This window comes from Haemophilus sp. oral taxon 036 (assembly GCF_002998595.1).
GTDB classification, from domain to species: Bacteria; Pseudomonadota; Gammaproteobacteria; order Enterobacterales; family Pasteurellaceae; genus Haemophilus; species Haemophilus haemolyticus_K.
The window spans coordinates 1,288,101-1,309,648 of the sequence record NZ_CP027235.1 but is presented as its reverse complement, the minus strand read 5'-3'; the positions used below and the strand labels follow the sequence as shown (position 1 = coordinate 1,309,648).

Below are 21,548 nucleotides of genomic sequence, written 5' to 3'. Positions count from 1 at the left end.
CTTTAAAATATTACTTACTTATTATCAACACTCACACCGTAGAATGAATCATAACCAAATGGGCTTTGTACATAGCCTTTTACGCGTGTACTAAGTGGTGCAAAACCAACAGAATGCGCCACTGGAATCCAAGGTGCTTGATTATGAACGATAACTTGCGCTTGTTTATAAAGTGCGGTGCGTTCTTCCTTATTTGTTAATCCGATTGCTTTATTTAGTAATGCATCAAATTCTGGATTTTTGAAACGAGCCATATTGGAATTACCCGCATTTGAACTTGCCAATAATGGAGATAAGAAATTATCAGGATCACCATTATCACCAGACCAACCAAAGATACCAGCAGTTAACTCACCCGCTTTCGCACGTTTTTGGTAATCCGCCCATTCATAGGTAACAGGGTTAGTTTTTACACCAACTTTTGCCCAGTCCGCCATGATAAGTTCAGCCATACGTTTTGGATTTGGGTTAGACGCACGTACAACAGGTTGAATCCAAAAATCAGTTTCAAAACCATTTGGGTAACCCGCTTCTGCTAAAAGTTGTTTTGCTTTTTCTGGATCGTACGGATAATCTTGAACTTCATCGTTGTAACTCCAAATTGTTGGAGGAAGTGGATTTTTAGCTGGTGTACCCGCGCCTTGGTAAACCGCTTCAATAATCGCTTTTTTATCCACTGCGTAGTTCAGTGCTTGACGAACTTTGACATTATCAAATGGTGCTTTTTCGGTATTGAATGCGATATACGCTACGTTCAAACCTTTTTGTTCCAAAAGTTGTACTTTTGGATCTGTTTTCATTTTGGCTAAATCCGCTACATTCGGGAATAAAATTAAATCACAAGAGCCAGCCTGTAATTTTGCATAACGTGTTGTCGCATCTGGCACAATATTGATAACTAAACGATCCAATGGTGTTCTACCCTTCCAATAGTTTTCGTTTGCTACATACTGGGCAGCTTGATCCGTTTTGTAATCAACAAACACAAATGACCCCGTCCCCACTGGACGATTATCAATTGTTTCTGGCTTACCTGCTTTCAGCATTGCATCAGCATATTCTGCGGAATAAATAGAAATAAAATCCATGCCTAAACTTGCCAAGAAAGTCGCATCTTTCTTGTTTAAGGTAATACGAATTGTATTGTCATCTACTTTCTCCACTGATTTCAACAACTCAGGGAATTTCATTGCTTTGAAATATGGATAAGTCCCTTTAGATACATTGTGATATGGATGATTTGGATCTAACTGACGTTGGAATGAAAACACAACATCATCCGCATTAAAATCACGTGTTGGGGTAAATTCTTTTGTTGTATGGAATTTAACACCTTTTCTTAAATGGAATGTGTAAGTTAAACCATCATCGCTAATTTCCCAGCTTTCAGCTAGGGCAGGTTCAATATCTGTTGAGCCTTTTTTAAATTCAACTAAGCGGTTATACACTTGTTGTGAACTTGCATTATAAGACGTCCCTTCCATCACAAGTGCAGGGCTAAATCCTAAAGGTGCTTTTGCTGTACAGTAAACAAAAGTATTGTTAGATGCAGATTTAGTTTCAGCTTGTGCGGTCGGTTTATTTGCTGAACCTGATTGATCGCAAGCTGCTAATACAAGCGTTGCAGCCGCAAGAGTTAGTGTTGCTTTTAGCTTCATGATAGTTCCTCACTTTGTTGGCAGAGATTTATTTGAGCATAGTGATACCAAAATGCTAGATAAATCCTATCTAAAATAAATGTTTAATAAGATATAAGCAAATATCGCTTTTTTTAAATAAAAAAATTCTATGGATTATAACAAATTAATCTAAGGATTCTTCCGTAAATGATCCCCATCATTTTTATGTAATTTCATAAGCGACCAAACTAAGGCGATTGCAAAAAGTGATGAGGTTAAGAAAGTATAGCTAAATGCCTGTTGTAAACCATCACTCGCGCTAAAGAAATGTCTATAAAGATTTAGAATTATCGATGAAATGGCAATACCAAATCCAATCCCAACTTGCTGCACAATACTTAATACTGTAGAACCTGTGCCTGTCTGTTGTTTTGAAAGATCGCCTACAGTCAACGTATTGATTGAAGTGAAAATTATCGACATGCAAGCGCCATACCACATGAGATTACAAATAATCCAAGTCAGAGAACTTTGTTTATCCAACCAAGCCATGGAAATCACTGAGCCAGCCATCAAAAGTGCGGATGAAATTAGCGTTGTTTTATATCCCCAACGATTTAAAATTCGTCCAATTAATATTTTCAAAATCACAGAAATTAACGCAATCGGTGCTAATAGCCAGCCTGACATTTCAGCACTATAACCGAAAGATAATTGGAACATCAAAGGTAATAAAAAGGGAACGCCAGATGCAGATAATCGGATAAAAATATTGGCAATGATGCCTAATCTGAATGTACGAGTGCGGAAAAGGGATAAAGGTAAAATGGAATCTTCATTGTTTTTAGCATAACTAAAATAAGCCACGAGTAACAGAACGCCAACAACTAACACACTATAGGTTGTAATTGGGCTATGTTGGCTTTCACCGAGTAAATCCAAACCAAGCGTGATGCTAACTAACCCCAATGCAAACAGTAAAAAACCTGTCCAATCTAGTTTCTCTGCTTCGCCTTTGATGTTACTCATCACGCTGCCCGATGCCAAAATCCCTAGTGCACCAATTGGAATATTAATTAAAAAAATCCAGTGCCAACTGGCGTGAATGACTAACCATCCCCCTAAAATAGGCCCTAGAATTGGCCCAATCAAACCTGCAGTTGCCATTAAATTCCAAGCATTCACTAATTGTTGTTTCGGGACAGCTTGAATAATAGCTAAACGCGCCACCGGCATCATAAAAGCACCGCCCATCCCCTGAATCACTCTGGCTAAGATTAAACTTTCTAAATTAGGCGCAGCAGCACAAGCAATAGAACCTAAAATAAAAGTCAACACTGCAGCGCGAAAAACGGTCAATGTCCCAAATTTTGCAGCCGCCCAAGCGGTAAGAGGAATAAATAATGCAACGGCTAAAGAATAAGCAATAATCGCCATTTGCATTTCAAAGGCGGGTTTATGTAAATCGGAGGATATCGCCGGTAAGGCGGTATTAAGAATAGTGGCATCTAGGCTCTGCATAAAAAGCGCCATTGCCGCTACCCAAGCTAAACCGCGATAAGCATTGGATTCAGTCATCGTGCTCCGTGAAAATGGTGCAACCAATTTTCAATAAAATCGGCAATTTGCGGAATACAGTTAATATCCAACAAAGTGCGGTCAATTTCAAGGGGATAATTCGTTGCAACTGCGAGCACATATTCGTCAATTTCGGGTAAAGGTTTTGTCATTTCCTGACGATGGAGCAAAATCTTTGGAATTGGCTCTTGTTTAAAGCCTTCTACCAACACTAAATCCGTTAAAGTGCGGTCAAATTGTTGTGCTAAATAATCCAATGAAACAGGTTTGGGTGTTTCCGTCATGATCGCCCAGCGTTCATCATTCGCTAAAATGACTTGAGAGGAACCCGCCTCTTTCATACGCCAACTATCTTTTCCTTCCTTATCAACTTGCATATTGTGATGGCTATGTTTAATCACTGAAACGCGAATGTGGCGAGCGATAAGTTCTGGGATAAGTTTTTCTAATAATGTTGTTTTACCACTACCGCTATAACCAGTAATCCCTAACAAAGGTATTGCTCTATTCATCATGTAATCCTTAAATTCTAATTACTCGAGTTTTAACCAAGTGGAATAAACTCCAATATAAAAAGCCTTATTGTATTCAATAAGGCTTTTTACTATTCACTATAACTTTTCAAATTACTTAATTTTGCTAAACCAAGCTCACAGCTTTTCAATTGAGTAGCAAGTTCCATTTGTAGAATTTGTTGTTTACTCTGGTTAAGTTTACTTTTAATTTTATTTACCTGAATATGTGTACCAGGCTGTCTCTCGGCCTGATTTATTAAACTTTCTGTTTCTTTAAACAACTGTTCACATTGCTGTGGAACCGAGTTAGGCACAGCTAAAACAGTAGGTGATATGACAGAGAAAAATGCAGTCAAAATAAGGAATGTTTTTTTCATTTTTAGATCCTTTCTTCTCTTTATCCTAGAAAATTTCAAAACTGAAGATAGTAAGAAAATAACAAAATACAATCAATATGTCCAGACTTAAACGGATTTTACTATGCTAATTAATAATAGAATCTAAACTAGAGCTATATTTTTTTGAAAAAGTCACAAATTTGATATAGATCAATTTTACAAACTTTAACAAATAATAGGTATTTCATAACTTACATCAAAAATATGAACCAGATAACGTTTTTTAGTATTTTTTATCCTTACGTTTAGTAGTAAAATAACCACCAATTTGGGTTATCTTTGTAGTGATTTTCTATTTTTCATCGTTGTGTAGTGATTATGTAGATAAACCAATTTAAACTTAGCTAATTGGAGTTGAGTGATTAGGGATTATTTAAGGCTTTGCCTTTTTAATCATTGTTGGAACTAATGTTGTTTATACAGAGGAGTTGAGAATGTTGGACGTTGTTGACCTTTCTCGCTTGCAGTTTGCTTTAACTGCGTTGTATCACTTCATTTTCGTGCCGCTGACATTAGGTTTGTCATTCGTCCTTGTGATTATGGAAACTATTTATGTGGCGACAGGCAAAGAAGTTTATAAAGATATGACAAGATTCTGGGGTAAGTTATTTGGTATTAACTTCGCCCTTGGGGTGACCACAGGTATCATTATGGAATTCCAATTCGGTACTAACTGGTCTTATTATTCTCATTATGTAGGTGATATTTTTGGTGCGCCATTAGCGATTGAAGCGTTACTAGCCTTTTTCTTAGAATCAACTTTTGTGGGGTTATTCTTCTTTGGTTGGGATCGTTTAACTAAAGGTAAACACTTACTTGCTACATATTGTGTAGCTTTCGGTTCGAACTTATCTGCAATGTGGATTTTAGTTGCTAATGGTTGGATGCAGTCTCCAGCTGGCTCAGAATTTAATTTTGAGACAGTACGTATGGAAATGACGAGCTTCTTAGACCTTTGGCTAAATCCAGTTGCCCAAAGTAAATTCTTGCACACGTTAACAGCAGGTTATTCGACTGGTGCAATGTTTGTATTAGGTATTAGTGCATTCTATTTATTAAAAGGTCGTGATATTGGTTTTGCCAAACGTTCATTCTCTGTTGCTGCAACCTTTGGTTTTATCGCGGCATCAGCGGTGTTAATTATGGGGGATGAATCAGGTTACGACATTGGTAAAGCACAACCAGTGAAATTGGCGGCAATGGAAGCCGAGTTTGAAACTCATCCTGCGCCAGCGCCATTTCATCCAGTTGCAATTCCAAATACTGCAGAAATGAAAAATGATTTTGCGATTGAGATCCCATATTTGGGGGGGGTAATTGCAACGCGTTCTTTAGATACTGAAATTGTTGGTTTGAAAGATATTCAAGCGAAAAATGAAGGTCGTGTTCGTAACGGTATGGTCGCTTACGATTTATTCACGCAATTAAAAGCAGAGAAAAAATCAGCAGGCCACGTAAATCCAGAAACTAAAGCAAAATTTGATGAAGTAAAAGGTGATTTAGGTTTTGGTTTATTATTAAAACGTTACACAGATAAAGTTGTAGATGCAACAGATGAACAAATTAAACAAGCTGCTCGCGATACTATTCCAAACGTAGGTCCTAACTTCTGGGCATTCCGTGGGATGTTAGCAGCCGGTGGTTTAATTATTTTACTGACCTTCGGAGCATTTGTTCAAAATTTACGTAACAAAGTCACTTCTTCTCGCTTATTGCTTAAAGCATTGCTTTGGTGTATCCCATTGCCAATCTTAGCAATTGAATTTGGTTGGTTCTTAGCTGAGTCTGGTCGTCAACCTTGGGCAATCTATGAAGTTTTACCTGTTGGGGTATCAGCGTCTCAGTTAAGTACTGGCGATTTATGGTTCTCTATTGGTTTAATTTGTGCGCTTTATCTTGCGTTCATTATTGTTGAGATGTATTTGATGTTTAAATATGCACGTTTGGGTCCAAGTGCGTTAAAAACCGGCAAATACTACTTTGAACAATCATCTAAATAAGCAGGAGATGAATTATGATTGATTATGAATTTCTACGTTTTATTTGGTGGGTGTTAGTTATTGTATTGTTGATCGGTTTTTCTGTTACCGACGGATTCGATATGGGCGTGACCGCACTTTTACCTGTAACAGGCAAAAAAGAAGTGGAACGCCGTATTATGATCAACTCTATTGCCCCACATTGGGATGGTAACCAAGTTTGGTTGTTAACTGCGGGCGGCGCAGTATTTGCGGCATGGCCAATTGTATATGCAGTTTCATTCTCAGGTTTCTACATCGCTTTAGTATTGGTTTTAGCTGCGTTATTCTTACGCCCATTGGGTTTTGAATATCGTGCAAAAATTGATAACCCGACTTGGCGTTCTGTTTGGGATTGGGGACTATTCGCAGGTGGTTTTGTACCATCATTAGTATTTGGGGTGGCTTTTGGTAATTTATTACAAGGCGTTCCATTCCATTTCAACGAATTGACTCAAGTAACTTATACCGGTTCATTCTTTGAATTATTAAATCCATTTGCATTATTGTGTGGTGTTATTAGCTTATCAATGCTTGTTACTCACGGTGCGAACTGGTTACAAATGAAAACTACAGAAGAATTGCGTGATCGCGCTCGTTCAGTGAGCCAAATCGGTGCTATTGTGACTTTAATTGCATTCGTATTAGCTGGAGCATGGTTATACTTTAAAGAGGGTTATGTAGTAACTAGTGTTGTGGATCACTACGCGCCATCTTCTCCAATGAATAAAGAAGTTGCTGTTGAAACTGGTGCGTGGTTTAGAAATTTCAATGAAATGCCAATTCTTTGGATTTTACCTGCATTAGCAGTAGTTGCTGCGCTATTAAATGCGGCATTTTCTAAAGCTAATCGTTGTGGTTTCGCATTCTTTTTCTCTGCATTAACAATGGCTGGAGTAATTATTACTGCTGCAGTATCTATGTTCCCATTTGTGATGCCTTCAAGCTCACACCCTGAACAGAGTTTGTTAATGTGGGATGCAACTTCAAGTGAATTAACATTAACGTTAATGTTGATTTTTGCACTTATCTTTGTGGCTATTTCTTTGGTTTATACCATTTGGTCTTATTCGAAGATGTTTGGTCGCTTAGATGCGAATTTCATTGATGAAAATAAACACTCATTATACTAAGGAGATTAATATGTTATATGTAATTTGGGTAGTGGGTGTGTTATTAGCTATATTTGCCAGTGCAAAATTAACCATTGGCAAAGAAAAAGCAGGAAAATTTGACGAGTAATATGATTCATTCACTCTATCAATTAATTAATAAGGGTTCGTTTCGAACCCTTTCATTTATTTTAGCGCTAGGACTAACAGCCGTATTTTTCTTTAATATTGATAATTTTTCAACATTGTTACGAAATGATTCCCCTTGGTGGATTTTGATGATCTTTTGGGGATTGATTACAGTTTGGATTCATGGAATAGGATTTGAAATTAAAAGCGTAATTTGGAAACTAATTTTCTTACCTTATATCGCTTATATCATTATATTGATTAGTGCTGTAGAGCATTTTTATTTACGAGGATGATTTTTTTCTTCGGCATATTGCTTATCTAAAAAACAGGTTCTAAAATATCCGACCTATTGCGGTGGGCAAAGCTTAATAATGTCAAAAAAAACCTTCTATCTTCCCGTTCGAGTATATTATGAAGATACTGATGCTGGTGGCGTTGTGTATCATGCTCGTTATTTGCATTTTTTTGAGCGGGCTAGAACAGAATATTTGCGAGCGTTAAATTTTACGCAGCAAACTTTATTACAAGAACAACAACTCGCGTTTGTTGTCAAATCGCTCGCTATTGATTATTGCGTTGCGGCAAAATTGGATGATTTACTCACGGTAGAAACAGATGTCATAGAGATAAAAGGTGCAACAATCCTTTTTGAGCAACGACTTATGCGTGATACGGTGATGTTATCAAAGGCTACAGTCAAGGTAGCCAGTGTTCATCTTGGCAATATGAAACCTGTAGCGCTTCCTAAAGAAGTAAAAGCTGCGTTTTACAACTTAAAATAAACTTTTCGGAGTATGCAATGACTGCAGAATTGAATTTTTTAGATCTTTTTCTAAAAGCAAGTATTGTTGTTCAACTTGTAATTGTGATTTTGATTTCATTCTCAATTATTTCTTGGGCAATTATTATTCAACGTAGCCGAGTTTTAACGGCTGCTTTAAAAGAAGCGAATTCTTTTGAAGACCGTTTCTGGTCTGGTGAAGATTTGAATAAGCTATATGAAGGATTATCAAATCGTCGTGATATTTTAACGGGTAGTGAACAAATTTTCTTTGTTGGTTTCAAAGAGTTTTCTCGCTTGAAACAAGTGAATCCTGATGCGCCTGAGGCGATTATTAAAGGAACCACGCGAGCAATGAATCTTACAATGAATCGTGAAGTTGAAAGCCTTGAAAGTCGCGTACCATTTTTGGCTACAGTAGCTTCTGTTAGTCCTTATATTGGTTTATTCGGAACTGTTTGGGGTATCATGCACGCTTTTATGGCATTAAGTGGTGCTAAACAAGCAACTTTACAAATGGTTGCTCCTGGTATCGCTGAGGCTTTGATTGCTACTGCAATCGGGTTGTTTGCTGCGATTCCGGCTGTAATGGCTTATAACCGTTTAAGTTTACGCGTGAATGCTATCGAACAGAATTACGGTAACTTTATTGATGAATTTACGACGATTTTACATCGCCAAGCTTTCGGCAAAGCACCACACTAAAATATAGAAAAAATACACCGCACTATTTCGTTAAGTGCGGTGAAAAATAAGAGAGATTTGAATTATGGCTCGTCGTCAGCGTAAAGATATTAAATCTGAAATTAATATTGTACCGTTTTTGGATGTATTGTTAGTGCTTGTGTTGATCTTCATGGCAACAGCACCAATTATTAGCCAAAGCGTACAAGTGGAATTGCCGGATTCAGTGCAAAGTCAAAATGTATCTAATGAAGATAAAGTGCCGGTAATTCTTGAGGTTTCAGGGATTGGACAATATGCGATTTCTATTGGCGGAAAACGTCAAGAAGGGTTAACGGAAGAAATGGTGACACAGTTATCTCGACAAGAATTTGATAAAGATAATAACACACTATTTTTAGTGGGTGGAGCTAAGGAAGTTCCCTATGAAGAAGTGATTAAAGCACTTAATCTGCTCCACCTTGCTGGAATTAAATCTGTTGGTTTAATGACAAACCCAATTTAACTAAGTAGGTAACCGTGCAAAATAATCGACAAAAAAAAGGCGCAAATGCATTTGTTATTTCTATAGTGATGCACCTTGTTTTGTTTGGATTGTTGATTGTCAGCTCTTTCTACCATACAGTTGAAATTATGGGTGGTGGCGAAGGTGATGGTGATGCTATGGGCGCAGTAATGGTCGATACTGGCTCTGCAGCGCAAGAATGGGGTAGAATTCAACAACAGAAAAAAGGGCAAGCGGATAAACAGAAACGTCCAGAACCCGTTGTTGAAGAAAAACCGCCACAACCTAATCAAGAAGAGATTAAGCGTCAACAGGAAGTTCAACGACAAGAAGAGTTAAAACGTCAGCAAGAACAGCAACGTCAGCAAGAAATAAAAAAACAACAAGAGCAAGCTCGTCAAGAAGCGTTGGAAAAACAGAAACAAGCTGAAGAGGCAAAAGCAAAACAAGCTGCTGAAGCTGCAAAATTAAAAGCAGATGCAGAAGCTAAACGTTTAGCTGCAGCAGCAAAACAAGCTGAAGAAGAGGCGAAAGCTAAAGCAGCAGAACTTGCAGCACAAAAAGCAAAACAAGAGGCTGAAGCCAAGGCAAAAGCTGAAGCCGCAGCTAAAGCAAAAGCTGAGGCTAAAGCGAAAGCTGAAGCAGATGCAAAAGCTAAAGCCGCTGCCGATGCTAAAGCAAAAGCTGAAGCCGATGCAAAAGCTAAAGCCGCAGCTGATGCTAAAGCAAAAGCTGATGCAGAGGCGAAAGCTAAGGCTGCTGCCGATGCTAAAGCTAAAGCGGATGCAGCAAAACGAAAAGCGGACCAAGCCAGTTTAGATGATTTCTTAAATGGCGGAGATATTGGTGGCGGTAGTGCATCTAAAGGCGGAAATGCTAACAAAGGTGGAACTCAAGGTAGCGGTGCTGCGCTTGGTTCTGGCGATGGTGGCAAAGTAGGAGATCAATACGCTGGAGTAATTAAGAAAGAGATTCAACGTCGTTTCTTAAAAGATCCAAGTTTTGCAGGAAAAGTTTGTCGTATTAAAATTCAATTGAGTCGAGATGGAACAATCTTGGGATATCAAAAAATTTCAGGTCCTGATGATATTTGTACAGCAGCATTAAGTGCGGTGGCTAGAACGAAAAAAGTTCCTGCAGCTCCATCGGATGCTATTTATGAGAAATATAAATCGCCAATTATTGACTTTGATATTCGATAATTCTTTATAAAAATTTATTGTTAAATTTTAAAGGTAACAAAATGAAATTATTAAAACGTTTAGTGAGCGTATTAGCGATTGTACTTGCTGTTGCAAACAATGCATTCGCTGATGATGAAGTTCGCATTGTAATTGATGAAGGGGTTGATGGTGCACGTCCTATAGCTGTTGTGCCGTTTGCTGGATCTGCACCAGAAGATATTAGCAAAATTGTTGCTGATGATTTACGTAACAGCGGTAAATTTAATCCTATTGCAGTATCTCAGATGCCTCAACGTCCAACTTCAGCAGCAGAGGTAAATCCTGAAGCTTGGTCTAATATTGGAATTGACGCAATTGTGGTCGGACAAGTTGTTCCATCTGGTAATGGTTATAGTATTACTTATCAATTAATTGACACCGTTGGTGCATCAGGTACGCCTGGAGCGGTATTAATGCAAAATAGCTATACAGTGACAAATAAATGGTTACGCTATGGTGCTCATACTGTTAGTGATGAAGTTTTTGAAAAATTAACTGCGATTCGTGGTGCATTTAGAACTCGTATCGCTTATGTTGTGCAAAAAAATGGTGGTTCACAGCCCTATGAAGTTCGTGTTGCAGACTACGATGGCTATAATCAATTTATCGTAAATCGTAGCTCTCAACCAATTATGTCACCAGCTTGGTCTCCAGATGGTCAACGTTTAGCTTATGTGTCTTTTGAAAATAAAAAATCACAACTTGTTGTACAAGATTTAAATTCTGGTGCTCGTAAAGTGGTAGCATCTTTCCCTGGTCATAATGGTGCACCAGCATTTTCACCGGACGGTTCACGTTTAGCGTTTGCCTCTTCGCAAGATGGACTATTAAATATTTATGTGATGAATTCTCATGGTGGTACACCAACTCAATTAACTCGTGGGGCAGGTAATAATACTGAACCATCTTGGTCACCAGATGGTAGTTCAATTCTTTTTACCTCTGATAGAGGGGGCTCACCACAAGTTTATCGCATGAGTGCGAATGGTGGTAGTGCAACGCCTGTTGGTGGTCGTGGTAGTGCACAAATTAGTGCTGATGGTAAAACCCTTGTAATGATTAATGGTAACAATAATGTAGTTAAACAAGATCTTACAACTGGAGCTTCTGAAGTACTCAGCACATCATTCTTAGGTGAAAGTCCAAGTCTTTCACCAAATGGAATTATGATTATTTATAGCTCTACACAAGGCCTAGGAAAGGTGTTACAATTGGTTTCTGCAGATGGTCGCTTTAAGGCGAGCCTTCCAGGAAGTAATGGCCAAGTAAAATTTCCAGCTTGGTCGCCATACTTAACTAAATAAAAAAACTCATTGAGGAGAAATCTAATGAACAAATTTGTTAAATCATTATTAGTTGCAGGTTCTGTAGCTGCATTAGCAGCTTGTAGCTCATCTAACAACGATGCTGCAGGCAATGGTGCTGGTCAAACTTTCGGTGGATACTCTGTTGCTGATCTTCAACAACGTTACAACACCGTATATTTCGGTTTTGACAAATACAACATCGAAGGTGAATACGTTCAAATCTTAGATGCACACGCAGCATACTTAACAGCAACACCATCAGCTAAAGTATTAGTTGAAGGTAACACCGACGAACGTGGTACTCCTGAGTACAATATTGCGTTAGGTCAACGTCGTGCTGATGCTGTTAAGGGTTACTTAGCAGGTAAAGGCGTAGAAGCAGGTAAATTAAGCACTGTATCTTACGGTGAAGAAAAACCAGCAGTTCAAGGTCACGATGAAGCTGCATACTCTAAAAACCGTCGTGCAGTGTTAGCATACTAATTTTTAGTATTCTTAATACTAACAAGGAACAGGGCCTATCAAATGATAGGCCCTGTTTTATTTTCTGATTATAATTTACTCACTCATAGAAAAAAGATAAATTTATTCTTGCATATAAAAATAAACTGGATATGATAGACGCTCTTTATTTTTATGGGTCGTTAGCTCAGTCGGTAGAGCAGCGGACTTTTAATCCGTTGGTCGAAGGTTCGAATCCTTCACGACCCACCAAATAACCACTCATATTACATCTCTAAAATCTAAATCTATACTTCTTCCATACGTCAAATTATTAGTGTCTATTTATCTTCTATAACTAAGAGTCTTATCATTAAATCCTTTCTAAAAAAAGATTATGAATTGATTATGTTTAACGGCTTCTATTTAAAATTATTTATATTATTGTTCAAACATTCTCTCTTGCTCTACTCACCCCTCTTTTTTACTGTCCACAATAATCAACAATACTTTCAAAATCCTCTTCTCTATTAATATAAAGAATTCTGGCTCCCTGTATTACTAATTAATATCAGAGTAACTATTTTGAGACTTAAGCTTGCTCTCAATTTCAATGAATTTAAGACTTATAAATAAATTTAATTAAAAAATCCCAACCTAGGTTGGGATTTAAAAATGACTAAAGATTCTACCGCACTTTATGCTTTGCTTACTTCAAAACGTTCAAATGCCAATACTTTTTTCTCTAATTTACGTAGCAATAAAGTCGCAATACCCGTAATAATTAAATAGATGCCTCCCGCAATGCCGTAAATTGTCAGTGCATCATATTCTGTACCATAAAGTTGGCGAGCATAGCCCATAATGTCCATAATTGTAATAGTGGAGGCTAATGCCGTGCCTTTAAATACCAAAATAATTTCGTTACTGTAAGACGGCAAAGCACGTTTTAAGGCATAAGGAATTAAAATTTTTAAAGTTTGTATGCGGTTTAATCCTAATGCTGCACAACTTTCCCATTGTCCTTTTGGAATGGCTTTCACTGCACCATGAAATAATTGTGTGGAGTAGGCTGCACTGTTTAGCGCTAAAGCTAATGCTGCACAGAACCAGGCATTGGATAAGAGATACCATAATGGGCTGTCAATAATCCACTGAAATTGGCCCGGCCCCGCATAAATTAAAAAGAACTGAACTAACAGTGGCGTGCCAGTGAATAAAGTAAGGTATAAATTAATCGCTCTTTTTACCCATTTATTTTCCATTGAAAGTAAAAAAGTGAGAAATAATGCCAAACAGAAGGCAATCAGTAATGATACGACTGTAAGCAACAAACTCGTTGGAATCCCTTGTGCGATCACGCTTAAATATTCTTGAAACATTATTTCACGCCCCTTTCAAAACGAGTAAAACGTAGCTCTAATTTTCGAATACCAACTTGGCTAATTAATGTTACCGCTAAATAAATTAACGCAGCAATACCGTACCAAGTAAAGGGTTGATGTGTATTGGTATTAATCAGATCCGCTTGGCGCATCAAATCGTCCACACCAATCAATGAAACCAATGCTGTATCTTTTAGTAATACAAGCCATTGATTGCTTAAACCTGGTAAGGCATGACGCCATACTTGTGGCATGACAATGTGGATGAACGTATAACTTTTGCTTAAGCCTAACGCCGCACCAGACTCCCATTGACCTTTCGGAATAGCTTGAATTGCACCACGTAATGTTTGTGAAGCATAAGCTGCAAAAATCAGAGAAAGCGCAAATACACCGCAGCCAAATGCCCCAAATTCAATGTATTCTCCTGTTAGCATTTCTACTAATTCAGTGGAACCAAAATATACGAGTAATACAACGAGAATTTCAGGTAAGCCACGCAATAAGGCAATGAATACTGCCGTTGGTTTTCCAACAAAACGATTTGCTTCAAGTACGGCAAAAATTAGGCTTAAAAATAACCCTAGGATTAATGAACAGACCGCAAGCCCTAAAGTCATTAGGGCTGCGGTAAACATTAAAGAAAGAAAATCAGAACTCATAGATTATTTTGTCATCCATTTATCATAGATTTTTTGGTATTCACCATTTGCTTTAATTGCAGCTAAACCTTTGTTTAATTGCTCCGCTAATTCTTTATTTGATTTATGCATTGCAATGCCTAAACCATTACCAAAATATTTTTTATTTGCTACCTTTTCGCCTACAAATTGCATTTCTGGTTCTTTGCTAATCATATCTGCAAGTACTGCGGTATCACCAAAAATCATATCAATTCTACCGCTCTTTAAGTCTAAAATTGCGCTCTGTAAGCTAGCATAAGCCTTAGTTGTATATTGTTTGGTTTCTGCTACTGTGTATTGTTGGAATGTGGTTCCATTTTGAACGCCAACATTTTTTGCACTTTCTAACGTTGCTTTTCCTTTAAGGGTTACATAGCTTGCAGTGCTATCGTAATATGCATCAGAGAATAAAACCTGTTTTGCTCTTGCATCGGTAATATCAATAGCGGAAATGGATGCATCAAAGCGTTTTGCTTTTAAATTTGGAATTAATGCATCAAAAGCTTCGCCTTTGAATTTACAGGTTGCTTGGATTTCTTTACAAATTGCATTCGCCACATCGACATCAAAACCAATAATCTCGCCTTTTTCATTTGTGGTTTCAAATGGTGGATAGCTAGGTTCCATTGCAAAAGTAAGCTCTTGTGCGCTTGCTGTTACGGATGCGCCGAATAAAATTGCAGTTAATAATGTTTTTTTCATAATAAAATCCTTATTCTCTAGTGAGAAAGATATTGTTTAAATTGTTCAGTTTTCGGGTTTTCAAAACAATCTGCCGAGCCTATTTCGACAATTTTTCCCTGTTCCATATATACTACTTTCGTTGCTACTTTTTGTGCAACATTGACTTCGTGGGTCACAATCACCTGAGTAATGCTGGTTTCTTGTAATTCTTTAATAATATCTACAACTTGTGCCGTAATTTCAGGATCCAATGCAGCCGTTGGTTCATCAAATAGTAGAACTTGTGGCTTCATCATCAGTGCGCGGGCTATTGCAACACGTTGTTGCTGACCGCCTGATAAGTGTAACGGAAAGCGATCTGCAAATTGTTCTAAACGTAAACGTTTTAACAACTCCATTGCATCTGCTTTGGCTTCATTTTCACTTACGCCACGCACTTTCATTGGCGCTTCAATTAAGTTTTCAATAACAGTTAAGTGCGGCCAAAGGTGATATTGTTGAAATACCATTCCTACATCTTGGCGTAATTGTCGGATTGCTTTGGGATTTGCCATTGCATTGGATAAATTAAAATCATTATTTGCAATACTTAATTCGCCAGATTTTGGTACTTCTAATAAATTTAATGTGCGAATCAATGTGCTTTTACCTGCGCCACTTGGGCCAAGCAATACAACGGTATCACCCTCATTAGCTTCAAGATTAATATCAAATAATGCTTGAGATGAACCGTAAAAGAAATTTAGATTTTTAACACGAATAGTCATTTCAATTTTCTCGTCTTTTAAGATGAAAAAATATTACATTTTTATGAATAATTATGCAAGTGGTGTGAATAAAAAATCCCAAAAAAATTTGGGATTTTAGAAATTCGATTGAAATCAACCGCACTTTAAGCTTCTTTAGCCATTTCAAACTCAATTAACATCATTAAAATATGAATGACTTTGATATGGATTTCTTGAATACGATCTGCATAACGGAAATGTGGTACACGGATTTCAACATCTGCTAATCCAGCCATTTTTCCGCCGTCTTTACCTGTCATCGCAATAACTTTCATGCCTTTTGCTTTTGCAGCTTCAATGGCGTTTAAAATGTTTTTTGAATTGCCAGAGGTTGATAAACCGAATAACACATCACCTTTTTGACCCACCGCTTCAACATAGCGTGAAAAGACATATTCATAACCAAAATCATTACTTACACAGCTTAAATGACTTACATCTGAAATCGCAATAGCGGGGTAGCCAGGACGATTTTCACGATAACGACCCGTTAATTCTTCTGCAAAATGCATCGCATCACAGTGCGAACCGCCATTACCACAAGAAAGCACTTTGCCTCCTTGTTTGAAGCTATTTGAAATTAATAATGCGGCTTCTTGAATTAATTTAATGTTATTTTCATCAGAAATAAATTTGTTTAACACATCTTGTGCTTCCACAAGTTCTGCTTTGATTTGCTCTAAATACATTGATTGCTCCTTGTTGGGAATAAAATCGCGATGGCATTGTATAGCAGATAAACATTCTTCGCTAGAGTAAATAAAAATTCATCTTTTCCCGATGAAGTGATGATTTTTTGCGATTTAGATCGTAATAGTGAATTTGCGTGCTTTTAGATTATTCTAGATAAACTTATTCTGAGAAAAGTGACCAGCACTTAAATTTACAAAAACATCATGAAATTTTACCGCACTTTGTTACTTTTCTTCGTGAGCTCTTTCGCTTTGGCTAACCCAGATTTAATGCTTCTTCATACCTACGATAATCAACCAATAGAAGGTTGGGTGATGTCTGAAAAATTAGATGGTGTACGCGGTTATTGGGATGGAAAGCAATTATTAACCCGGCAGGGGCAACGTTTATCACCGCCATCCTATTTCATTAAGGATTTTCCGCCTTTTGCGATTGATAGTGAATTATTTAGTGAGCGGAATCATTTTGAAGAAATTTCATCAATCACAAAATCTTTTAAAGGCGATGGTTGGGAAAAACTGAAATTGTATGTTTTTGATGTGCCTGATGCAGAAGGCAATTTATTTGATCGTTTAGCTAAATTGAAAGCGTATTTACTTGAACATCCAACAACTTACATTGAAATTATTGAACAAATCCCAGTGAGAGATAAAGCGCATTTATATGAGTTTCTTAGTCAAATCGAGTCTTTGAAGGGGGAAGGCGTCGTTGTTCGAGATCCTTATGCACCTTATGAACGAAAACGTAGCCATCGAATTTTAAAATTAAAAACGGCTCAAGATGAAGAATGTACGGTCATTGCACATCATAAAGGCAAAGGACAATTTGAAAATGTGATGGGTGCTTTAACTTGTAAAAATCATCGGGGAGAATTTAAAATTGGTTCGGGTTTTAATTTAAACGAACGAGAAAATCCTCCTCCAATTGGAACAATGATTACTTATAAATATCGAGGCCTTACGAATAGTGGAAAACCTCGATTTGCAACCTATTGGCGAGAGAAAAAATGAGCCTATTTATCAGTCTGACAAAATAAATTTAATCAATATGGAAACAAGCGATTAATTTGCCATCAATATGTTGCTCCAAGTGCGGTTGATTTTCACGGCATTTTTCTGTTGCTTTCCAACAACGAGGATTAAATGCACAGCCTTTTGGCGGATTAATCGGGCTTGGCAATTCACCCGTCAACTTTATACGTTCACGGCGCAAGTTTGGTGACAAACGTGGGGTCGCTGAAAGTAACGCTTTGGTATAAGGATGTTGAGGATTAGAGAAGATTTGTTCTTTTGTTCCTTTTTCAACACAACGACCTAGATACATCACCATCACTTCATCGGCGATATGCTCTACCACGGAAAGATCGTGCGAAATGAAAACGTAAGACAAGCCTAATTCATCTTGTAAATCCATCATTAAATTCAGTACTTGCGCACGCACGGAAACATCTAATGCAGAAACAGGTTCATCGGCAACAACAACATCGGGATCTAACATTAAACCACGAGCAATGGCGATACGCTGGCGTTGTCCGCCTGAAAACATATGAGGATAACGATCATAAAATTCAGCGCGCAACCCCACTTTTTCCATCATTGATAAAACTTTTTCTCGACGTTCTTTGGCAGAAAGTTTTGTATTGATGATCAATGGTTCTTCCAAAATTGAACCAATTTTTTTGCGTGGATTTAATGACGCATAAGGATTTTGGAAAACTATTTGAATTTTTTTACGACGTAGAGCCTTTGTTTCATGAGCATTTTCTAAAAAATTATGCCCTTTATAATACAATTCGCCTTCGCTGGGTTCTTCAATCATTGTCAATAAACGCCCTAGCGTTGATTTACCACAACCGGATTCTCCCACGACAGCTAAAGTTTTACCTCGTTCAAGCTGAAAAGAGACACCATCTAACGCTTTTACTTGCTGTGGTTTTGCAAACAAGCCTTTTTTTACAGGGTAATATTTTTTTAAGCCAATCGCATTTAATAATGGCGTATTTTCTTTTCCTTCATTCGTCATTATTAAGCTCCTTGATATTCAACAGGATTGCCTTGTTCGTTCAGCGGAGTATGGCATTTTACTTTACGCGAACCGATATGGTGCAATTGAGGTTCGACTTGGCGACAGTATTCGGTTGCATAAGGACAGCGAGGATTTAATAAGCAGCCTGTTGGGCGATCGTATTTTCCAGGTACCACACCTTGTAATGACTCTAAGCGAGATTTTCCTTCTGCGAATTCAGGTAATGAACGTAATAAGGCTTGAGTGTAAGGGTGTTTTGGCTCGCGGAAAATATCTTTTGCGGTGCCTTCTTCAACGATTTGTCCTGAATACATCACGATAATTCGATCTGCAGCTTCAGCAACAAGCGCAAGATCATGGGTAATCAAAATCAGCGACATGCATTCTTTTTTCTGCAATTCGAGTAAGAGCTCCATAATTTGTGCTTGAATGGTTACGTCCAATGCAGTAGTTGGCTCGTCAGCAATCAATAATTTAGGTCTGCAAGCAATTGCCATCGCAATCATTACACGCTGGCTCATTCCGCCAGAAAGCTGATGGGGATAAATATCAATCCGAGATTCAGGATCTGGGATACCGACCAATCTTAAAAGCTCTAAAGTGCGGTCTTTTCTTGCCTTTTTTGTACCGCCTTCATGAGTTTTTAACGCCTCCATAATTTGGAAACCGACAGTATAAGCTGGATTCAAGCTTGTCATCGGATCTTGGAAAATCATTGCTACATCAGCACCAATAAGCTGGCGTTTAGCTTTACTCTCTAAAGTGAGTAAATTTGTGTTTTCAAATTGCAAGTATTCTGCAGATACACGTCCTGGATGATCAATTAGCCCCATAATTGCGAGAGAACTCACAGATTTACCTGACCCCGATTCTCCCACAATGCCAAGCACTTCACCTTGTGCGACTTGATAGCTGATGCGATCCACTGCTTTAAATGGCGTATTTTTATCGCCAAAGTGAACAGAAAGTTCTTTTACGTCTAATAATGCCATTCTGTTTTCCTATTGTTTGAGTTTCGGATCAAGTGCATCACGCAAGCCATCACCCATTAAGTTAAAGGCGAGCACTAAAGATAAAATAACTAAGCCAGGAATTGTAACCAACCAGTTTGCTGCTTGCATAAAACCACGTGCTTCTGAAAGCATTGTGCCAAGCTCAGGTGTCGGTGGTTTTGCTCCAATGCCTAAGAAACCAAGTGTTGCGAGTTCTAAGATTGCATTAGAAATCCCCATCGTCATTTGCACAATCAAGGGTGCTAAACAGTTGGGTAAAATCACAATAAACATGAGGCGAAGAACACCTGCGCCAGCGACTTTAGAGGAGGTGACATAATCACGATTTTTTTCATTCATCACCGCTGCTCGAGTTAAACGCACATAGCTAGGAATTGATACAACGGCGATCGCTAAAGTGGCATTGGCGAGTGATGGCTCTAAAATAGAGACGACTACAATCGTCAAGAGTAAGTTTGGAATCGCGAGCATAATATCAATTAGGCGAATAATAATTGTATCTAGCACACCGCCATAATAGCCAGAAATCAAGCCAAGGCTAGTACCAAAGGCGCAGGATAGCAATACGATAACAAATCCCGCAAAGACAGAAATTCGCGTTCCGTAAATGATGCGAGAAAGGATATCTCGCCCAATATCATCTGTGCCGAGTAAATAGGCCGGATTGCCTCCTTCATACCAAGAGGGAGGAAGTAAAAGTGCGGTACGATTTTGTTCTGTTGGATCAAAAGGCGCAATATAAGGTGCGAAAATGCTGATTAAGGCAACAATCACAATAAAGGTTAAACCGATTAGCGCGCCTCGGTTTTGTTTGAAGTAAAACCAAAATTCTTGTAAGGGCGTTTTCGGCGCGAAAGTTGAAGGCGTGCCAGACATAATCTCTCCCACAATTAATGACGGATACGCGGATTGACCACGCCGTAAAGTAAATCGACGGTTAAATTCACCACAATAATAATTGTCGCAATAATCAGTACAGAACCTTGTAATACCGGATAATCGCGCGCTTGAATCGCATCAATAATCCATTTTCCAATTCCCGGCCATGAAAAAATGGTTTCTGTGAGTACGGCACCGGAAAGCAATTGACCAATGATTAATCCGACCACAGTGACAACAGGAATTAACGCATTACGCAATGCATGAACAATGACGATTCGAGTATAACTTAGGCCTTTTGCTTTTGCCGTGCGAATGTAATCTTCGCCTAATACTTCCAACATCGCAGAGCGTGTCATACGAGTAATAATAGCCAAAGGAACTGTGCCTAGGACGATTGCAGGAAGAATTAATGATTTAACTGCATTTTCGAAGGCGCCTGGCATACCAGAAAGCCAGCTGTCAATGAGCATAAATCCTGTTGGTGTATCGATCCAAAATTCATTATCTAAACGTCCGCCTTGCGGTAAACCGAGTTGTGGTGAAACGTATAAAATTAAAATCAATCCCCACCAGAAAATTGGCATAGAATAACCTGTGAGCGATGCAGCTGTAACCGTGTGAGAAATCCAACTATCTTTTTTTACTGCTGCAATCGTCCCTAAAATCACCCCGCCTAATAACGACCAAAATAACGCAAAAAATGCTAATTCAGCTGTGGCAGGGAAAAGTGTAAAAAATTCAGTAAGAACAGATTGTTGAGTGCGGAATGATGCCCCAAAATCACCTTGTAGCACTTTAGCAATATAATGAAAATATTGTTCATGCAAAGGAAGATCTAATCCTAATTGATGCATCATTTGTTGATGTATTTCAGGTGTTAAGCCACGTTCCCCCATCATTATCTCAACTGGATCGCCAGGAATAAAATGCACAAGGGCAAAAGTGATAAAAGTAATGGCAATAAAGGTTGGAATTACCATTAAGATACGCTTGAAGAAAAATTTAAACATTCAATCACTCAAATACAAAAAAAGTGCAGTTAAAATTCACCGCACTTTTCAAAGAAATTAATCGGTAGAAGT

The 21,548-nt window shown here is 38.1% G+C and carries 23 protein-coding genes and 1 tRNA gene; 11 read left to right on the top strand and 13 right to left on the bottom strand.

Annotated elements, in window-relative coordinates; translation table 11 throughout:
• Positions 1 to 14 precede the first annotated feature (14 nt).
• The 4 genes from C3V42_RS06370 to C3V42_RS06355 form a co-directional block, all read right to left on the bottom strand.
• Positions 15 to 1,658: an ABC transporter substrate-binding protein gene (locus C3V42_RS06370; protein ID WP_106014019.1), complete on the bottom strand. Its 1,644-nt coding sequence runs from the start codon at positions 1,656 to 1,658 to the stop codon at positions 15 to 17.
• Between the two features lie 150 nt (positions 1,659 to 1,808).
• Positions 1,809 to 3,197, bottom strand: a complete 1,389-nt coding sequence (locus tag C3V42_RS06365) for an MDR family MFS transporter (RefSeq protein WP_106014018.1) — start codon at positions 3,195 to 3,197, stop codon at positions 1,809 to 1,811.
• Entirely contained in the window at positions 3,194 to 3,709 is a 516-nt protein-coding gene (gene mobB / locus C3V42_RS06360) for a molybdopterin-guanine dinucleotide biosynthesis protein MobB (protein WP_106014017.1), read from the bottom strand. Before mobB ends, C3V42_RS06365 begins: the two co-directional genes overlap by 4 nt.
• Positions 3,710 to 3,801: 92 nt before the next feature.
• Positions 3,802 to 4,089 carry a DUF5339 domain-containing protein gene (locus C3V42_RS06355; RefSeq protein WP_048953940.1) on the bottom strand — a complete coding sequence of 96 codons (288 nt, stop codon included), beginning with the start codon at positions 4,087 to 4,089 and terminating at the stop codon, positions 3,802 to 3,804.
• A 455-nt stretch (positions 4,090 to 4,544) separates the two neighbouring features.
• On the opposite strand from C3V42_RS06355, the gene C3V42_RS06350 reads away from it, so the two are divergent.
• The 10 genes from C3V42_RS06350 (at position 4,545) to C3V42_RS06305 (ending at position 12,586) form a co-directional block, all read left to right on the top strand.
• Positions 4,545 to 6,110: a cytochrome ubiquinol oxidase subunit I gene (locus C3V42_RS06350; protein ID WP_106014016.1), complete on the top strand. Its 1,566-nt coding sequence runs from the start codon at positions 4,545 to 4,547 to the stop codon at positions 6,108 to 6,110.
• 14 nt (positions 6,111 to 6,124) lie between these two features.
• The gene (gene cydB, locus C3V42_RS06345; protein ID WP_106014015.1) at positions 6,125 to 7,261 is read left to right on the top strand and encodes a cytochrome d ubiquinol oxidase subunit II; all 1,137 of its coding nucleotides are present in this window, start codon (positions 6,125 to 6,127) and stop codon (positions 7,259 to 7,261) included.
• A 110-nt stretch (positions 7,262 to 7,371) separates the two neighbouring features.
• Positions 7,372 to 7,665 (top strand): cyd operon protein YbgE, encoded by a 294-nt coding sequence (ybgE, locus tag C3V42_RS06340; RefSeq protein WP_005641612.1) that lies wholly within the window; start codon positions 7,372 to 7,374, stop codon positions 7,663 to 7,665.
• 78 nt (positions 7,666 to 7,743) lie between these two features.
• Complete coding sequence (gene ybgC, locus C3V42_RS06335; protein ID WP_106014014.1) at positions 7,744 to 8,154, top strand: tol-pal system-associated acyl-CoA thioesterase; 411 nt, start codon at positions 7,744 to 7,746, stop codon at positions 8,152 to 8,154.
• Between the two features lie 17 nt (positions 8,155 to 8,171).
• Positions 8,172 to 8,858 (top strand): protein TolQ, encoded by a 687-nt coding sequence (gene tolQ / locus C3V42_RS06330; protein ID WP_106014013.1) that lies wholly within the window; start codon positions 8,172 to 8,174, stop codon positions 8,856 to 8,858.
• A gap of 64 nt (positions 8,859 to 8,922) precedes the next feature.
• Entirely contained in the window at positions 8,923 to 9,342 is a 420-nt protein-coding gene (gene tolR, locus C3V42_RS06325; protein ID WP_106014012.1) for a colicin uptake protein TolR, read from the top strand.
• Between the two features lie 14 nt (positions 9,343 to 9,356).
• Positions 9,357 to 10,544: a cell envelope integrity protein TolA gene (tolA, locus tag C3V42_RS06320; protein ID WP_048953944.1), complete on the top strand. Its 1,188-nt coding sequence runs from the start codon at positions 9,357 to 9,359 to the stop codon at positions 10,542 to 10,544.
• Positions 10,545 to 10,585: 41 nt separating this feature from the next.
• Positions 10,586 to 11,869, top strand: a complete 1,284-nt coding sequence (gene tolB, locus C3V42_RS06315; RefSeq protein WP_048953945.1) for a Tol-Pal system beta propeller repeat protein TolB — start codon at positions 10,586 to 10,588, stop codon at positions 11,867 to 11,869.
• Positions 11,870 to 11,893: 24 nt separating this feature from the next.
• Positions 11,894 to 12,355, top strand: coding sequence for a peptidoglycan-associated lipoprotein Pal (gene pal / locus C3V42_RS06310; protein WP_048953946.1), 462 nt, complete (start codon positions 11,894 to 11,896; stop codon positions 12,353 to 12,355).
• Positions 12,356 to 12,510: 155 nt separating this feature from the next.
• A tRNA-Lys gene (locus C3V42_RS06305) sits at positions 12,511 to 12,586 on the top strand.
• A 425-nt stretch (positions 12,587 to 13,011) separates the two neighbouring features.
• Here the strand turns inward: C3V42_RS06305 and artM are convergent.
• The 5 genes from artM to lpcA all read right to left on the bottom strand — a co-directional run bounded on the left by artM (position 13,012) and on the right by lpcA (position 16,542).
• Positions 13,012 to 13,695, bottom strand: a complete 684-nt coding sequence (gene artM, locus C3V42_RS06300; RefSeq protein WP_048952865.1) for an arginine ABC transporter permease ArtM — start codon at positions 13,693 to 13,695, stop codon at positions 13,012 to 13,014.
• Positions 13,695 to 14,360 (bottom strand): arginine ABC transporter permease ArtQ, encoded by a 666-nt coding sequence (artQ, locus tag C3V42_RS06295; RefSeq protein ID WP_048952864.1) that lies wholly within the window; start codon positions 14,358 to 14,360, stop codon positions 13,695 to 13,697. The genes artM and artQ overlap by 1 nt, the downstream gene beginning before the upstream one ends.
• Positions 14,361 to 14,363: 3 nt before the next feature.
• Positions 14,364 to 15,083 carry a lysine/arginine/ornithine ABC transporter substrate-binding protein gene (locus C3V42_RS06290; RefSeq protein WP_046950422.1) on the bottom strand — a complete coding sequence of 240 codons (720 nt, stop codon included), beginning with the start codon at positions 15,081 to 15,083 and terminating at the stop codon, positions 14,364 to 14,366.
• Positions 15,084 to 15,100: 17 nt separating this feature from the next.
• On the bottom strand, positions 15,101 to 15,832 hold the full coding sequence (gene artP, locus C3V42_RS06285; protein WP_106014011.1) for an arginine ABC transporter ATP-binding protein ArtP: 732 nt from the start codon (positions 15,830 to 15,832) through the stop codon (positions 15,101 to 15,103).
• A gap of 125 nt (positions 15,833 to 15,957) precedes the next feature.
• Complete coding sequence (gene lpcA / locus C3V42_RS06280; RefSeq protein WP_065265332.1) at positions 15,958 to 16,542, bottom strand: D-sedoheptulose 7-phosphate isomerase; 585 nt, start codon at positions 16,540 to 16,542, stop codon at positions 15,958 to 15,960.
• Positions 16,543 to 16,749: 207 nt separating this feature from the next.
• Here lpcA and C3V42_RS06275 point away from each other — a divergent pair, with 207 nt between their 5' ends.
• Entirely contained in the window at positions 16,750 to 17,556 is an 807-nt protein-coding gene (locus C3V42_RS06275; RefSeq protein WP_048952862.1) for a DNA ligase, read from the top strand.
• A gap of 28 nt (positions 17,557 to 17,584) precedes the next feature.
• On the opposite strand, the gene C3V42_RS06270 is transcribed toward C3V42_RS06275, so the two are convergent.
• The 4 genes from C3V42_RS06270 to C3V42_RS06255 are packed head-to-tail and all read right to left on the bottom strand — an operon-like array spanning position 17,585 to position 21,476.
• Positions 17,585 to 18,568 (bottom strand): peptide ABC transporter ATP-binding protein, encoded by a 984-nt coding sequence (locus C3V42_RS06270; RefSeq protein ID WP_048952861.1) that lies wholly within the window; start codon positions 18,566 to 18,568, stop codon positions 17,585 to 17,587.
• Positions 18,569 to 18,570: 2 nt separating this feature from the next.
• Positions 18,571 to 19,563, bottom strand: coding sequence for a dipeptide ABC transporter ATP-binding protein (gene dppD / locus C3V42_RS06265; RefSeq protein WP_106014010.1), 993 nt, complete (start codon positions 19,561 to 19,563; stop codon positions 18,571 to 18,573).
• 9 nt (positions 19,564 to 19,572) lie between these two features.
• Positions 19,573 to 20,460, bottom strand: coding sequence for an ABC transporter permease subunit (locus tag C3V42_RS06260; protein ID WP_106014009.1), 888 nt, complete (start codon positions 20,458 to 20,460; stop codon positions 19,573 to 19,575).
• Between the two features lie 14 nt (positions 20,461 to 20,474).
• On the bottom strand, positions 20,475 to 21,476 hold the full coding sequence (locus C3V42_RS06255; RefSeq protein WP_164994225.1) for an ABC transporter permease subunit: 1,002 nt from the start codon (positions 21,474 to 21,476) through the stop codon (positions 20,475 to 20,477).
• Between the last annotated feature and the right edge of the window lie 72 nt (positions 21,477 to 21,548).

What these genes read in the sequence shown, in the direction of transcription:
- tolR (WP_106014012.1), top strand. Translation starts at nt 8,923, where the DNA reads ATGGCTCGTCGTCAGCGTAAAGATATTAAATCTGAAATTAATATTGTA.
- C3V42_RS06365 (WP_106014018.1), bottom strand. Translation starts at nt 3,197, where the DNA reads ATGACTGAATCCAATGCTTATCGCGGTTTAGCTTGGGTAGCGGCAATG.
- lpcA (WP_065265332.1), bottom strand. Translation starts at nt 16,542, where the DNA reads ATGTATTTAGAGCAAATCAAAGCAGAACTTGTGGAAGCACAAGATGTG.
- tolQ (WP_106014013.1), top strand. Translation starts at nt 8,172, where the DNA reads ATGACTGCAGAATTGAATTTTTTAGATCTTTTTCTAAAAGCAAGTATT.
- dppD (WP_106014010.1), bottom strand. Translation starts at nt 19,563, where the DNA reads ATGGCATTATTAGACGTAAAAGAACTTTCTGTTCACTTTGGCGATAAA.
- C3V42_RS06255 (WP_164994225.1), bottom strand. Translation starts at nt 21,476, where the DNA reads ATGTTTAAATTTTTCTTCAAGCGTATCTTAATGGTAATTCCAACCTTT.
- C3V42_RS06260 (WP_106014009.1), bottom strand. Translation starts at nt 20,460, where the DNA reads ATGTCTGGCACGCCTTCAACTTTCGCGCCGAAAACGCCCTTACAAGAA.
- tolB (WP_048953945.1), top strand. Translation starts at nt 10,586, where the DNA reads ATGAAATTATTAAAACGTTTAGTGAGCGTATTAGCGATTGTACTTGCT.
- C3V42_RS06355 (WP_048953940.1), bottom strand. Translation starts at nt 4,089, where the DNA reads ATGAAAAAAACATTCCTTATTTTGACTGCATTTTTCTCTGTCATATCA.
- C3V42_RS06370 (WP_106014019.1), bottom strand. Translation starts at nt 1,658, where the DNA reads ATGAAGCTAAAAGCAACACTAACTCTTGCGGCTGCAACGCTTGTATTA.
- C3V42_RS06350 (WP_106014016.1), top strand. Translation starts at nt 4,545, where the DNA reads ATGTTGGACGTTGTTGACCTTTCTCGCTTGCAGTTTGCTTTAACTGCG.
- artQ (WP_048952864.1), bottom strand. Translation starts at nt 14,360, where the DNA reads ATGAGTTCTGATTTTCTTTCTTTAATGTTTACCGCAGCCCTAATGACT.
- C3V42_RS06290 (WP_046950422.1), bottom strand. Translation starts at nt 15,083, where the DNA reads ATGAAAAAAACATTATTAACTGCAATTTTATTCGGCGCATCCGTAACA.
- C3V42_RS06270 (WP_048952861.1), bottom strand. Translation starts at nt 18,568, where the DNA reads ATGACGAATGAAGGAAAAGAAAATACGCCATTATTAAATGCGATTGGC.
- artM (WP_048952865.1), bottom strand. Translation starts at nt 13,695, where the DNA reads ATGTTTCAAGAATATTTAAGCGTGATCGCACAAGGGATTCCAACGAGT.
- cydB (WP_106014015.1), top strand. Translation starts at nt 6,125, where the DNA reads ATGATTGATTATGAATTTCTACGTTTTATTTGGTGGGTGTTAGTTATT.
- artP (WP_106014011.1), bottom strand. Translation starts at nt 15,832, where the DNA reads ATGACTATTCGTGTTAAAAATCTAAATTTCTTTTACGGTTCATCTCAA.
- pal (WP_048953946.1), top strand. Translation starts at nt 11,894, where the DNA reads ATGAACAAATTTGTTAAATCATTATTAGTTGCAGGTTCTGTAGCTGCA.
- ybgE (WP_005641612.1), top strand. Translation starts at nt 7,372, where the DNA reads ATGATTCATTCACTCTATCAATTAATTAATAAGGGTTCGTTTCGAACC.
- mobB (WP_106014017.1), bottom strand. Translation starts at nt 3,709, where the DNA reads ATGAATAGAGCAATACCTTTGTTAGGGATTACTGGTTATAGCGGTAGT.
- C3V42_RS06275 (WP_048952862.1), top strand. Translation starts at nt 16,750, where the DNA reads ATGAAATTTTACCGCACTTTGTTACTTTTCTTCGTGAGCTCTTTCGCT.
- ybgC (WP_106014014.1), top strand. Translation starts at nt 7,744, where the DNA reads ATGTCAAAAAAAACCTTCTATCTTCCCGTTCGAGTATATTATGAAGAT.